Consider the following 12,892-nt stretch of genomic DNA (forward strand, 5'->3'; position numbering starts at 1 on the left):
CGAACCCTAGAATCTTAAAAATGATAACACAATTGACCGCCTTTTTGATCAAAAATGCTCAAAATACCTGCTATCTGAGCACAACATTTTTCTCACCTACAACGCTTTTCAGCCTGTAGAGGGCAGAGTGGTCAGCCTTGATGTTGTAGCTTTCCGGCAGCTGCATCGTTTGTTTCCGTTTTTCATAATAGACGCAGACCGGCGTTTCCCCTTTGTGTTCAAGCAGGATGCTGCTGATTTTCTTAAAGATATCGTGGGTGTGCTGACTTTCCTCCACTTTAATATAGACGGACGGCTGCTTTTTAGCATGAAGCGATTCGACAAGCGATGCCCCGGCGATGATCAGCTGGCGCTTTTCATTCCTTGTCTCAAGACGTCCTTCTGCAAAAAGCGATACGCCTTCTTCCAGGATCGGGGAAAGCTGTCTGAACTGTTCAGGAAAAACAACCGCTTCGATTTCCCCGCTTTCATCGCTCAGCTCCAGAAAAGCCATCGTCTGTCCCGTTTTTGTACGGATCGTCTTCATCTTCGTCAAAAGTCCGCCCAAAGCCGCCTTTTTACGGTTGGAGGCGAGCAGCTGAATAATCGGCAGCGCACCTGCACGGTCCAGCTTCTTGCGGTGAACGCTCAGCGGATGGTCAGAAAAGTAAATGCCGAGCGTCTCCTTCTCGTGTGCCAGCAGGTCGACGAGCGGCATTTCTTCCGTCTCGGCGTACTTCGGCTTAATTGTCAAGCCTTCATCGAGAAAGAAGCCGAGCTGATCATTGTCTCCTGCAAACAATTCGGCATGCTCCAGCGCGACATCGACAGAAGCGAGCAAAGTGGCCCGGTTTTCACCGAATTCATCCATTGCTCCGGCAAAAATTAAAGCTTCAATCGTTTTCCGGTTCACGCTTTTCACAGAAGTCCTGACACAAAAGTCAAACAAATCTGCGAACGGCTTTTCTTTTCTCGCCCTGTAGATTTCTTTCACAGCCGAAATACCGACGCCTTTAACAGCCCTTAAACTGTAGCGCAGCGCCCCGTTTTCCACGACGAACGGATAGCCGCTCTTATTAATGGAAGGACCTAAAACATGCAGCCCTTTCCCTTTCGCTTCATAGATGTACTGAGCAAGCTTTTCCTCATTTCCGATCGCACTCGTCAAGAGGCCGCACATAAAGTAGAGGGGGTAATGCGCTTTTAAATAAGCGAGCTGGTAGCCGATCATGCTGTATGCAACCGCATGACTCCGGTTAAAACCGTAATTGGCGAATTTTACAATCAGATCGTATACTTCATTAGCCGCTTGTACGGAATACCCTTTTTTCAAGCATCCACTAATAAAATGATTTCTCTCTGTATCGAGAATTTCCTTGTTTTTTTTGCCGACCGCCCTTCGCAAAAGATCGGCTTCTCCAAGCCTGAAACCCGCCATCCGCGATGCGATCATCATGATCTGTTCCTGATAAACGATCACGCCGTATGTATCTTTCAAAATCTCGGCCAAATCCTCGTGCGGATAAGACACGGCAACCCGTCCGTGCTTTCGTTCGATATACAGCGGGATATTTTCCATCGGGCCCGGGCGGTACAAGGCATTGACAGCGACAATGTCTTCAAGGCTTGATGGCTTGAGCCTTTTTAAAACGTTTCTCATGCCGGCTGATTCGAGCTGGAAAATACCTGTCGTATCTCCTTCTGACAGCAGCTTAAACGTCTGTTCATCTTCATAGGGAATCGCCGAAAAATCGATGGTGACCCGCTCGCTTTTTTCGATCAGCGTTTTGATCGATTCAATGAGCGTTAAATTGCGCAAGCCGAGAAAATCCATTTTCAATAGTCCCAAGTCTTCGAGATAGCCCATCGAATATTGCGTTAAATATACACCGTCATGTCCTTCCTGTATCGGTATGATATTCGTCAGCGGCTCCTCGCTCAACACGACGCCCGCCGCATGAATGGACGTATGCCGCGGAAGCCCTTCGATTTTCTGAGCCGTTTTAAATATGTCCTGAAGCTTCTTGGACCCGTTCAGGCGCTTGTCCAGTTCAACAGAAAGAGCTCTCGCCTCTTTCAGCGTCACTCCAGGTTTGGACGGAATCAATTTCGCCAGCTGGTCGGCTTCTTTCGGACTGATGCCCATCACCCTGCCGACGTCCCGGAGCGCCGCTTTTGCGGCCAATGTACCAAACGTGATAATTTGCGCTACGTGCAGTGCCCCGTATTTATTTTTCACGTATTGGATGACTTCATCCCTTCTCGTATCGGGAAAATCGATATCGATATCGGGCATGCTGATGCGCTCCGGATTTAAAAACCGTTCAAACAGCAATTTGTGCTTGATCGGATCGACATCTGTGATAAACAGCGTATAAGCGACGAGAGAGCCGGCCGCCGACCCCCGCCCCGGCCCTGTGATAATGCCGTTGTCGTGGGCGAACTTCATGAAATCCCAGACGATCAAAAAATAGTCGCTGAACGCCATGTCGCGAATCACTTTCAGCTCATACTCAAGCCGTTCGACATACTCCCTCGGAGCGGCATCGAACCGTTTTTCCAGTCCGAGAAAGCAAAGCTCAGCCAAATAATCGTCAGCATTCTTGCCGGAAGGCGCCGGATATTTCGGCAGGCGCGTCTGGCCAAGGCTCAGGTCCACCTGGCACAGATCCGCGATTTTGACTGTATTCTCCAACGCGTCCGGACGATCCCTGTAAATGTCAAGCATTTCAGCGGGCGGCTTGAGCTCAAGATGCAGATCTCCTTCGGCCTTCATGTCTTCGTTCAGCTTCTCGCCCGCTTTAATCGCTTTTAAACACGTATAAGCTGCCGCATCCTCTTTTTCGATGTAGCGTACATCGCCGGTTGCGGCAATCGGAATTCCCGTATGTTCGCTGAGCTCCAGAATGCGTTCAGAAAGAAGCGGGTCGCCCTTGTACGGCTGATACGACAAATAAAAGCTGCCCTCTCCGAAGATCGAAAGACAGCGGAGGGCGGCGTTCTTCGCCTCTTCGATCAGCCCTTCTTTCAACAGCGCTTCAACATGGCTTGTCCCGCCCGTTGTCAGCGCAATGAGCCCTTCATGATAACTTTTGAGCCATTTTTCTTTGATGCCGGTTTTTGATTTCGACTGCAACACGCTGCTGATTTTCAGCAGGTTTTGGTAGCCTTTGTTTGTTTTCGCCAAAAGAACGAGCGGATATGAAAGCTGTTCTTTTTCATCTGTTAAAACTGAGGCTGTAAGCCCGATAATCGGCTTGATGCCGCGTTTTTTGCATGATTTATAAAATTCCACCGCCCCGTACATGACCTCATCATCCGTCAGCGCCATTGCGCTGTAGCCCAGCTCTTTGGCTTTAGCCGTGAGGTCCTCTACGGAAGCGGCGCTGTTTAATAAGCTGTAACCGCTGTGTACTTGCAGGTGAACAAAAGGCATTTCTGTCACCCCTTCCTTTTTCGAGCCGTCTCTTTTCATTATATGATGGGATCGAATGAGAAACAAATGTTCTTTCTTTGATCAACAATCATACTTGTCTTTCTTTATCCATATAGTGTGATAAGGTGAGGTGATCGGAATGGATCCTGAACAGCCCTTTTTTCCAAACTTTATCAGCTGTTATTTTATTGCGCTAGGAGTGCTTCTCGGCGGTTGCTTAATCGGAGGGATCGGCGCCTATCTGTCGGGACAGCCGCCTTTAACGATTATTACAAGCCTCGCAAACCGTCTAAAAATCTGGGCGCTGGTTGCGGCAATCGGCGGCACGTTTGACGCGGTCTACAGCTTTGAAAGGGGCATTATCGAAGGCAATACGAGAGACATCGTAAAACAGCTTCTCCTGATTCTTTCGGCGATGGGAGGAGCGCAGACCGGTTATCTGATCATCAATTGGCTCACACAGGAGCATATTTCCTCATGAGAATCCCTCCTTATTATAAAAAACCGGGTTGGCAGCGTTTTTTTGCGGGAATGATGTGCGGAGCCATCATCAGCTGGGTCGTGTTCCTGTTTACATACGGCACCTTTCAGGAGAAGCAGGTCGTCTTGATAAGAGAACAGAAAGAGCGCATCAATGATTTAAATGACCAGATCACCATTTACCGGGAGGACCTTCATAAGCTGAATGAAGACAATAAAAGAAAACTGCTGATTCAAAGCGTCGACGTCAAGCTGATCAACGGCAAGCAATACAAATTGTCACAGCCCGACATGATGAACTTTGAAGAGCATATCCGGGATAATATTTCCGATGTCATCACAAAGGATATCGAAAGCGTCTACCGGACGAAGGAGCTTTTAAAGCGGACGATTGAAAATAAAGAGTATACGATAAACGATAAAACGTACAAAGCGAAAGTCACCGAACTGACGATTTATACACGGCTTTCCGTTGAAATCAAAATCTCTTTTTCCGAATAAAATTATGGATTTTTTTTTACGATTTACATGCATTCGTCGCTTTTTTCCATATTTTAATTTAAACTGACAGTAAGCGATATGTAAGTTTTTTTAAAAAGGGAGGAAAGCAGAATGTACATTTACAGTTACCATCAGCTGGCAAGAGATAAAGTCAACCGGATCAAGCTGGGCTACTCGGCTTATGCGGAAACCGAAAGTCTCGCGTCCCTTATCAAAAGAGAGTTAAGAGCCCAAAACATCCATGTTTATGAGGATGTAACAGATATCGGATCATGGTTTATACCTGAATAAGCAGCAGCTGTGATGCGTAAAATGATCTGCTTACACTTTGCTGCTTACTTTTTCGCAAAATATAATGCAAACGCTTGCAGTTGAACTGCACAAAAAAAGAGGGACTTCCCCTCTTATTTGTTTTCTTTGCATATGCGCTCCAAGTCAGCGATGACAAGATCGGTGTCTTTCCAGTCATAGATGGAAGCACCGGCTGCGAGCGGATGGCCTCCGCCGTTGTATTTTTTAGCGACTTCATTGACAATCGGCCCCTTTGAACGAAGCCTAACCCTGATCTGGTCGGCTTCCTCCACAAAAAACACCCATGCTTTGATTCCTGAAATATTGCCGAGCGTGCTGACAAGCTGTGAAGCTTCAGACGGCGTAATATTGTATTGATGCAAAATGTCACGGGTGATGAATACCGACGCCACACCGTTTTCGGACAGAGAAACATTCTGGTAAATGTAACCGTTCAGCCGCACAACATTTAATTTCGTCTCATACAATTGATTAAAAAGCGCCTGAGAATTAAAAGGATACTCAATCAGCTCTCCGGCATATTTCAATGTCTTTTTTGTCGTGTTCGGAAATAAGAAGCGCCCTGTATCCCCCACAATGCCGGCATAGATCAGTTCGGCACCCTTTGTCGGAAGCGTCCATCCCGCTTGTTCTTTACCCGCTAAATACAGTTCGTAAATCATCTCGCTCGTCGAGCTCGCATTCGTATCCACCCATAAAAGGTCGCCGTATTGGTCTTCATTCGGATGATGGTCGATTTTGATCAGCTTGTCGCCCATGTTGTAGCGCGAATCGGAAATTCTCGCTTGATTGGCCGTGTCACAGACGATGACAAGTGCATTTTCATACACCGGGTCTTCAATCGCATCCGGGGTGTACAAAAAAGCGAGGGAAGGCTCGGGCGTTCCGACCGCGAAAATATTTTTTTCAGGATAGGTTGCCCTCAGGATTTCCGCAAGGCCGCATTGGGATCCGTAGGCATCGGGATCCGGTCTCACATGTCTATGTATAATGATCGTGTCATATAATGATATGGTTCTGATGATTTCTTTTTTCATGACGCGCCCCTTCTTTACTTTGTTTTTAACCATTAAATCATAATCTGTTGTTGGTGGAAAGTGAAAGTTATGACTTTTTATTGTAGAAAGCGAACCCGATTATGTATACAATGGGTTTGTAAAACTTACAATGGAGGATGTCGATTATGCCGTTTTTTGTTTTTTTCATTGTGTTTTCAGCGATAGCTTATGGGTACTTCAAAGTAAGGTATGTGCGCACCAAAAAAGCGATTGAACGGGAATACTATTCGGCCAAGTCAAGCATGAGTCTGGGCCTGTTTATCATGTTCTTCGGCGCCAATCAGCTGCTTTTAAACCGCGGCACGCTGGCTGTCGTCATCGGCGTTATTTTTATGCTGACCGGGCTCGGGAGCATGTGGGCCGGCTACAGAGCCTATAAGCACTATGTCCCTTTGCTTGCGAAAGAAAACGAACGGGAAAACGCATAAGCGAAAAGAGGGACACTGGCCGCGTCCCTTAGCTTCTTTCCATCAGCTGAACCATCATCATCGCTTTGCCGACGAGAGCACCCTGGTGAAAAACTTCTATATCCATTTTTCCGAACTTTCTCCCGGCTTCGAGAATGTTCGGTTTTATTTCAATGACAGACTCCATTTGCACAGGCTTTAAAAAATAAATCGTCATGCTCTCTATCACGAGTTCGCCTTTTTTGCGCGACCGCAAAAAACGGTTTGCAGCTTCGGTCAAAATCGTCGTAAACACGCCGTAGGAAATCGTTCCCAAGTGGTTTGTCATTTGCGGCGTTACTTCGTATTGATAAACCGGATCCGGCTTGTTTTTGTCATTGTCCGATTCTTTGAAACCGCCGGTCACAATGTCATCGAGTTTTTCGCCGACCTGAGGCTGCTTCTGAATCATTTGAAGCGCCTTTAATACGTCCTGCCTGCTGATCATGCCGATCAGCTTTTGCCGCTCGTCAACGACGGGAAGCACTTCGATTCCTTCCCAGACCATCATCTGCGCCGCTGAAGCGACTGACGTTTTGCCGATTACTGTAATCGGGTTTTTCGTCATGACTTTTTCAATCAATACAGAGCGGTCATATCCGGCAACATCTTTTGAAGTTAAAATGCCGTGGATTTTCATCTGCTCGTCAACGATGGGAAAACGTCCATGCCCCGTTTCAAAGTTTTTCTCATACCATCTTTCGAGCTTTTCATGAGGGGATAAGCAGACCGTTTTTTCCAAAGGGGTCAAAATATCCTCGACAAGCACGACCTCTTTTTTGATGAGCTGGTCATAAATCGCTCTGTTGATCATCGCGGCTACAGTAAACGTGTCATAGCTTGTAGAAATGACCGGGAGCTCGAGCCTGTCGGCAAGCTCAATAATCTCCGGCTCCGTATCAAAACCGCCGGTCACCAGCACGGCAGCACCCGCTTCCAAAGCCTGGCGGTGCGCATCGATTCGGTTGCCGACAATCAGCAGGTTGCCCGCCCCGGTATATCTCATCATCGCATCAAGCTTCATCGCTCCGATGACGAATTTGTTGAGCGTTTTATGAAGCCCTGCTTTTCCGCCAAGCACATGGCCGTCAATGACATTGACCACTTCAGCGTATGTCAGTTTTTCAATATTCTCTTTTTTCTTTTGCTCGATCCTGATCGTTCCGACCCTTTCGATCGTGCTGACAAACCCTTTATTCTCGGCTTCTTTTATCGCTCTGTAAGCAGTTCCTTCACTGACTTTCATTTCCTTCGCAATCCGCCTGACGGAGATTTTTTCGCCGACGGACAAAGAATCAATATATTTTAAAATCTGTTCGTGTTTTGTCGCCAATCGTTTCACCTTCATCCTCTGACTGCTAGATATATTTATTATAAATGGTTGTGCAATTGAACCGCAATCCGCCTTCGCAACATCATGTCCGTCTAAGAGCGATCATTCTCCATCAGAAGAAGCGCTTTTTCAAGCCATGAGCAATAGCCGTTTTCCCGCTCCAGCGCCCGGGTCAATACAAGGTAATGGCCGAAATGAGGCGAGCGGAAAGTTATCGATTCACCCGCTTCGCGCTTCAATTCTTCGAGCTTATTTTTTAAAAAAACGGCTTTCTCCTCCCGCTTTTGAAGCTGATCGGCAAAAAGCCTTTTCGCTTCATCACGTTCCATCGAAGAGATAAAATAAGCTTTCAGCATAAATTCATCTTTTACCGTATCGGGGACCGGTTTGAATTCCGTAAGCCATCCGTGAAGTTCACGCTTTCCGGCCTCTGTGATGGAATACATTTTCTTTTCTAATTTTGAGCCTTGGATCACCGTTTCATATTCAATAAATCCTTCATCAGTCAGCTTTTTCAGCTCGGGATAAATCTGACTGTGCTTGGCGCTCCAAAATTGGCCCAATTCGGCTTTAAAGCGGCTTGTCATATCGTAGCCGCTCAAACTCCCGTGATCAAGGAGCCCCAAAATCGCGTATTTCAATACCCTCATAATATCCTCCCAAGAACAATCCGATTCCTATATTATATCATCATTAACATGTTTTGATAGACATATAACCGGTTCAACCGAAAAAAGGACCCGGATTCGGGTCCTCTAAAAACAAGTTTATTTAAATTCGATTGACTCACCGACCTCAAGCACTTTTCCGACGCCGCCGGGAAGGCTGTCCGCAAATGCATGCGGGTCCTGTTCGATGACGGGGAACGTCGAGTAGTGAACCGGTACAACCTGTTTCGCCCTGAGCCATTCTGCGGCCAGTTTGGCATCCTCCGGGCCCATCGTAAAATTATCGCCGATCGGCAGGAAAGCGAGGTCGATATGATTTAATTCACCGATCAGCTTCATATCTGAGAAAAGCCCGGTGTCTCCTGCATGAAAAATCGTCCTTCCTTCCACAGTCAAGAGGATTCCCGCCGGCATGCCGGTATAGACGATCTTTTGGCTGTCTTCTTCCGTATAAGCCGATCCGTGGAAAGCCTGCGTCAGCTTGACTTGGCCAAAATCGAACTGATGGGAGCCGCCGATATGCATCGGATGGACATTCAGGCCTTTCCATCCCAGATAGACCGCGAGTTCATTCGGAGCTACAACGAGCGAATGATTTCGCTTGGCGATTTCGACGGTATCGCCGACATGATCGTTATGACCGTGGGTCAGCAAAATAACATCCGCTTTAACCTCTTCCGGCTTTAAATCGGTTAAAGAATTTCCTGTAATAAACGGATCGAAGATCAACTGATGATTTCCCGTTTCAACTGTTACCACTGAATGACCATGATATGTCACTTTCATCATATCCACCCCTGTTTTTTAATTTCGCACGTCTAAAGAGAATGACGGTTAATCACATTCAAGCCGCCTGTCGCTTCAATGACTGTTCCCGTAATGTAGTCGGAATGTTCATCGCATAGAAAAGTGATGATCCTTGCGATATCTTCACCGGTTCCCGACCTGCCGATCGGCGTTTCCTCATCAAGTGACGCCCTCGCTTCTGAAATCGAGGCCTCTTTCATATCCCCGACGATGTTGCCTGGACAAACCATGTTGGCTGTGATGCCGGAGCCCGCTTCTTCAATGGCGATCGTTTTTGTTAAAGAAGCCAGCCCCACTTTCGCCGCTCCAAAAGCGGAACGATGCAGCCAGCCCGGCGCATGGTCGGCCCCCTGAAATCCGTATGTGATGATGCGGCCGAACCGCTGGCGCCTCATCACCGGAACAACCGCTTTAAACAGATGGAAGACAGAGCTTAAGTTTCCTTCAAGCATGTCATACCATTCATCATCAGTATAATCTGCAAGCTTTTTTCGTTCAAATATGTATGGGCCGGCATTATTGATCAGAAGATCAATTTTTCCAAATCGCTCAAGTGCGGCATTCACCATCCGGAGCAGGTCTTCTTTCTTGGTGACATCTCCCTTTACAAACTGTAAACGGTCAAGGGATGACCGCCATTTTTCTTTTAGGCGGCTGACAGCTTCTTCGTCCTGCCTGTAATTCACCGTCACTGAGTAGCCTTTTTCAAGCAGGGCTTCCGTCACTTTACGCCCCAAACCTTTTGAACCGGCAGTAATTAACGCATGGCGCACATCTTTCCCTCCCAGGCATTGGTTCTCGGTATTCGCAAATGATTGCATGTATCTACCTATACTTTACTACAAAAGCCAGAGTATATCACATGTGGAGCATCGGGAAATTTGCAATCGCCGCTGGACAGAAGAAAGCTGAAGCCCGCTGTTACGGGCTCCAGCTTTCTATTGTTTATCTGCATCAGCTAACGGCTGTGCGTCATCGTGCGCGACAAATCCGCTGAAATAGGCATCAGAGATTTGCTGAACGGTTTCTTTATCGCCGTCGGCATCATACATGTATGCGTGTTTTGACTGATCTTGTTTCATTGCCACACCCCTTTTCGATTCACAAATCTATTTTGCGTATGAAGCCGCACAGTTATGAATCGAATCGGGAAGTGTTAAAAATTGTTCAAACAATGCTTCGCCTTTTGAATGGCTTCTTCCACCTTTTTGAATCCCGTCCCGCCTTCACTCATCCTTTTTTCGACGGCATGGTGCGGGTCGAGCACGATGTAGACGTCTTCTTCAAACAGTTCGCTTGCCTTTTCGAACTCTTCAAACGGCAGGCCGCTGAGATAAATGCCTTTTTCGATACAAGTGTAGACAAGCTTCCCGACGACTTCGTGCGCCTCTCTGAACGGCATGCCCTTTTTCGCCAGATAGTCGGCAAGTTCGGTGGCATTTGAAAAATCCTGCTCCGTTGCTTTTTTCATCATATTTTTGTTCACTGTCATCGTTTTCGTCATGCCGGCAAAAATCTCAAGGCTTCCTTCGACCGTTTTCACAGTATCAAACATACCTTCTTTGTCTTCCTGCAAATCTTTATTGTACGCTAACGGGAGCCCTTTCATAATCGTCAGGAGGCCGATCAGATCACCGTATACGCGTCCGGTTTTCCCGCGGATAAGCTCTGCCATGTCCGGGTTTTTCTTTTGCGGCATCATGCTGCTCCCCGTAGCATAAGTGTCATCAAGCTCAATGAATTTAAATTCCTGCGAACACCAAAGAATGATTTCTTCGGAGAATCTTGACAGATGCATCATCAAAATGCTGCTCGCGCTTAAAAATTCAAGGATGAAATCCCTGTCGCTGACGCCGTCCAAGCTGTTTTCATATATCGAGTCAAACCCGAGCAGACCTGCTGAATATTCACGGTCGATCGGAAATGTCGTTCCGGCGAGCGCCCCGCATCCAAGGGGGGACTTGTTAATCCGCTTGAATGAATCATGATAGCGTTCTTTATCGCGCTCAAGCATCCAGAAGTAAGCGAGCAAATGATGCGCGAACGAGATCGGCTGCGCCCGCTGCAGATGGGTGTATCCCGGCAGTATCGTCTCCACATGTTCTTCCGCTTTTTCGATAAGCACGTGTTGAAAAGCCGTAATCAGCTCGATGATATGCTCTGTGTGCCCTTTTAAATACAGGTGCATATCCGTCGCCACCTGGTCGTTTCGGCTTCTGGCCGTATGAAGCTTTCCGCCGAGTGGCCCGATTTCGTCAATGAGCATTTTTTCAAGGTTGAGGTGAATGTCTTCGTAATCGACTGAAAAATCGAGTTCGTTTTTTTCCGCTTTGTGCAAAAGGGATGTCAGGCCTTCTTTTATTTTGACCGCTTCTGCTTCGGTTAAAATGCCGCATTTTTCAAGCATGGAAGCATGAGCGAGAGACCCTGCGATATCTTCTTTCACGAGCGTTTTGTCAAAGTGGATCGATGCGCCGAACTCATCGACCCATTTTTCCGGTGTTTTTTGGAACCGGCCTCCCCACAGCTTTTTCATGCTTTAATCTGCTCCTTTTTTTGGACGATGCTGTTTACTTTCGTCGGCAGTCCCCACAGCTCGATAAAGCCGACGGCAGCGTGATGATCGAACGCATCGTCTTTTGTATACGTCGCCAGTTTTTCATCATACAGGGAGTATTCGGATTTACGCCCTTCAACGATCGCATGGCCTTTGAACAGCTTGACGCGGACGACGCCCGTGACATGCTTCTGCGTTTCTTTCAGGAAACCGGAAAGCGCGTCTTTAAGCGGAGAAAACCACAGGCCGTTATAGATCACTTCAGCCATTTTTTGTTCGATCAGAGGTTTGAAATGCGCCACTTCTTTTACTAATGTCAAATCTTCAAGCTCTTTGTGCGCCTTAATCAAAGTCATCGCGCCCGGGCATTCGTACACTTCGCGTGATTTGATGCCGACAAGGCGGTTTTCAACATGGTCGATGCGCCCCACTCCATGCGCGCCCGCCAGTTCATTAAGCTTTAAAATCAAGTCTGACAGCGAGTAATGAGCGCCGTCAATGGAAACCGGAATGCCCTCTTCAAAAGCGATTTCGATCACATCGGGGGTATCCGGTGTTTTTTCAAGCGGCTTCGTCAAATCATAAGCCCCTTCAGGAGGCGCCGCCCATGGATCTTCCAGAACTCCGCATTCATTGCTTCTGCCCCACAGGTTCTGGTCAATTGAATACGGGCTGTCAAGATTGATCGGAATCGGAATGCCGTGCTTTTCTGCATACGCGATCTCTTCGTCGCGCGACCATTTCCATTCGCGCACAGGTGCCAGCACCTCTAAATCCGGATTGAGCGATTTAATGGACACCTCGAAGCGCACTTGGTCATTTCCTTTGCCTGTGCAGCCGTGAGCCACGGCTTGGGCGTTCTCTTTTTCAGCCACTTCGACCAGTTTTTTGGCGATCAGCGGTCTGGACAGAGCTGATACAAGCGGGTACTTTCCTTCATAAAGCGTATGGGCCTGGAGGGCGGTCAGTGCAAACTCTTTCGCAAATTCTTCTTTTGCATCGATAACATATGAATTAGAAGCCCCGACTTGAAGCGCTTTTTGCTGAACAAATGCGAGATCCTTCCCCTCCCCGACGTCAAGGCAGCAGGCCACTACATCATATCCCTGTTCCTGCAGCCATTTTATCGCGACAGAAGTATCAAGTCCTCCTGAATATGCTAAAACCACTTTTTTCTTTTGCGTCATTTTGAAAAACTCCTCTCATCTCGGTGCTCTTTTTTGTATAAAAATAAATTTTATTTAATAAAAATACATTTAATATGTATACACTTTAACAAGGAAGTCTGGTTTTTTCAACCTTTTTATAAAAAAAA

General features: G+C 47.2%; 13 protein-coding genes. 4 read left to right on the forward strand and 9 right to left on the reverse strand.

Features of this window, described 5'->3' with window-relative positions:
- Window positions 1-70: 70 nt before the first annotated feature.
- The gene (gene dnaE / locus MHB72_RS16180) at window positions 71-3,415 is read right to left on the reverse strand and encodes a DNA polymerase III subunit alpha (RefSeq protein WP_216919795.1); all 3,345 of its coding nucleotides are present in this window, start codon (window positions 3,413-3,415) and stop codon (window positions 71-73) included.
- A 139-nt stretch (window positions 3,416-3,554) separates the two neighbouring features.
- Here dnaE and MHB72_RS16185 point away from each other — a divergent pair, with 139 nt between their 5' ends.
- The 3 genes from MHB72_RS16185 (at window position 3,555) to MHB72_RS16195 (ending at window position 4,687) form a co-directional block, all read left to right on the forward strand.
- Window positions 3,555-3,896 carry a YtrH family sporulation protein gene (locus MHB72_RS16185; protein ID WP_003184343.1) on the forward strand — a complete coding sequence of 114 codons (342 nt, stop codon included), beginning with the start codon at window positions 3,555-3,557 and terminating at the stop codon, window positions 3,894-3,896.
- On the forward strand, window positions 3,893-4,396 hold the full coding sequence (ytrI, locus tag MHB72_RS16190) for a sporulation membrane protein YtrI (protein WP_026579084.1): 504 nt from the start codon (window positions 3,893-3,895) through the stop codon (window positions 4,394-4,396). The genes MHB72_RS16185 and ytrI overlap by 4 nt, the downstream gene beginning before the upstream one ends.
- A 111-nt stretch (window positions 4,397-4,507) precedes the next feature.
- Window positions 4,508-4,687 carry a hypothetical protein gene (locus tag MHB72_RS16195; protein ID WP_020452567.1) on the forward strand — a complete coding sequence of 60 codons (180 nt, stop codon included), beginning with the start codon at window positions 4,508-4,510 and terminating at the stop codon, window positions 4,685-4,687.
- A gap of 113 nt (window positions 4,688-4,800) precedes the next feature.
- On the opposite strand, the gene MHB72_RS16200 is transcribed toward MHB72_RS16195, so the two are convergent.
- A complete protein-coding gene (locus MHB72_RS16200; protein ID WP_216919793.1) occupies window positions 4,801-5,745 on the reverse strand; it encodes a DHH family phosphoesterase in 945 nt (314 codons plus the stop codon).
- A 146-nt stretch (window positions 5,746-5,891) separates the two neighbouring features.
- Here MHB72_RS16200 and MHB72_RS16205 point away from each other — a divergent pair, with 146 nt between their 5' ends.
- On the forward strand, window positions 5,892-6,194 hold the full coding sequence (locus MHB72_RS16205) for a YtpI family protein (protein WP_020452569.1): 303 nt from the start codon (window positions 5,892-5,894) through the stop codon (window positions 6,192-6,194).
- A 28-nt stretch (window positions 6,195-6,222) separates the two neighbouring features.
- Here the strand turns inward: MHB72_RS16205 and MHB72_RS16210 are convergent, their stop codons facing one another.
- From MHB72_RS16210 to MHB72_RS16240, 7 genes are all read right to left on the reverse strand, one after another.
- Window positions 6,223-7,545: a CBS domain-containing protein gene (locus MHB72_RS16210; protein ID WP_026579082.1), complete on the reverse strand. Its 1,323-nt coding sequence runs from the start codon at window positions 7,543-7,545 to the stop codon at window positions 6,223-6,225.
- Between the two features lie 92 nt (window positions 7,546-7,637).
- On the reverse strand, window positions 7,638-8,195 hold the full coding sequence (locus MHB72_RS16215; RefSeq protein ID WP_020452571.1) for a PadR family transcriptional regulator: 558 nt from the start codon (window positions 8,193-8,195) through the stop codon (window positions 7,638-7,640).
- A 117-nt stretch (window positions 8,196-8,312) separates the two neighbouring features.
- The gene (locus MHB72_RS16220; RefSeq protein WP_020452572.1) at window positions 8,313-8,999 is read right to left on the reverse strand and encodes a metal-dependent hydrolase; all 687 of its coding nucleotides are present in this window, start codon (window positions 8,997-8,999) and stop codon (window positions 8,313-8,315) included.
- Window positions 9,000-9,031: 32 nt separating this feature from the next.
- Entirely contained in the window at window positions 9,032-9,793 is a 762-nt protein-coding gene (locus tag MHB72_RS16225) for an SDR family oxidoreductase (RefSeq protein ID WP_023855495.1), read from the reverse strand.
- A gap of 165 nt (window positions 9,794-9,958) precedes the next feature.
- Window positions 9,959-10,102 (reverse strand): hypothetical protein, encoded by a 144-nt coding sequence (locus tag MHB72_RS16230; RefSeq protein WP_020452574.1) that lies wholly within the window; start codon window positions 10,100-10,102, stop codon window positions 9,959-9,961.
- Window positions 10,103-10,176: 74 nt separating this feature from the next.
- Window positions 10,177-11,556 (reverse strand): argininosuccinate lyase, encoded by a 1,380-nt coding sequence (argH, locus tag MHB72_RS16235; protein WP_020452575.1) that lies wholly within the window; start codon window positions 11,554-11,556, stop codon window positions 10,177-10,179.
- Window positions 11,553-12,764: an argininosuccinate synthase gene (locus MHB72_RS16240; RefSeq protein ID WP_020452576.1), complete on the reverse strand. Its 1,212-nt coding sequence runs from the start codon at window positions 12,762-12,764 to the stop codon at window positions 11,553-11,555. Before MHB72_RS16240 ends, argH begins: the two co-directional genes overlap by 4 nt.
- Between the last annotated feature and the right edge of the window lie 128 nt (window positions 12,765-12,892).

It is taken from the genome of Bacillus sp. FSL K6-1284 (assembly GCF_038002625.1).
Taxonomy (GTDB): domain Bacteria; phylum Bacillota; class Bacilli; order Bacillales; family Bacillaceae; genus Bacillus; species Bacillus paralicheniformis.

What these genes read in the sequence shown, in the direction of transcription:
- dnaE (WP_216919795.1), bottom strand. Translation starts at nt 3,415, where the DNA reads ATGCCTTTTGTTCACCTGCAAGTACACAGCGGTTACAGCTTATTAAAC.
- MHB72_RS16185 (WP_003184343.1), top strand. Translation starts at nt 3,555, where the DNA reads ATGGATCCTGAACAGCCCTTTTTTCCAAACTTTATCAGCTGTTATTTT.
- ytrI (WP_026579084.1), top strand. Translation starts at nt 3,893, where the DNA reads ATGAGAATCCCTCCTTATTATAAAAAACCGGGTTGGCAGCGTTTTTTT.
- MHB72_RS16195 (WP_020452567.1), top strand. Translation starts at nt 4,508, where the DNA reads ATGTACATTTACAGTTACCATCAGCTGGCAAGAGATAAAGTCAACCGG.
- MHB72_RS16200 (WP_216919793.1), bottom strand. Translation starts at nt 5,745, where the DNA reads ATGAAAAAAGAAATCATCAGAACCATATCATTATATGACACGATCATT.
- MHB72_RS16205 (WP_020452569.1), top strand. Translation starts at nt 5,892, where the DNA reads ATGCCGTTTTTTGTTTTTTTCATTGTGTTTTCAGCGATAGCTTATGGG.
- MHB72_RS16215 (WP_020452571.1), bottom strand. Translation starts at nt 8,195, where the DNA reads ATGAGGGTATTGAAATACGCGATTTTGGGGCTCCTTGATCACGGGAGT.
- MHB72_RS16220 (WP_020452572.1), bottom strand. Translation starts at nt 8,999, where the DNA reads ATGAAAGTGACATATCATGGTCATTCAGTGGTAACAGTTGAAACGGGA.
- MHB72_RS16230 (WP_020452574.1), bottom strand. Translation starts at nt 10,102, where the DNA reads ATGAAACAAGATCAGTCAAAACACGCATACATGTATGATGCCGACGGC.
- argH (WP_020452575.1), bottom strand. Translation starts at nt 11,556, where the DNA reads ATGAAAAAGCTGTGGGGAGGCCGGTTCCAAAAAACACCGGAAAAATGG.
- MHB72_RS16240 (WP_020452576.1), bottom strand. Translation starts at nt 12,764, where the DNA reads ATGACGCAAAAGAAAAAAGTGGTTTTAGCATATTCAGGAGGACTTGAT.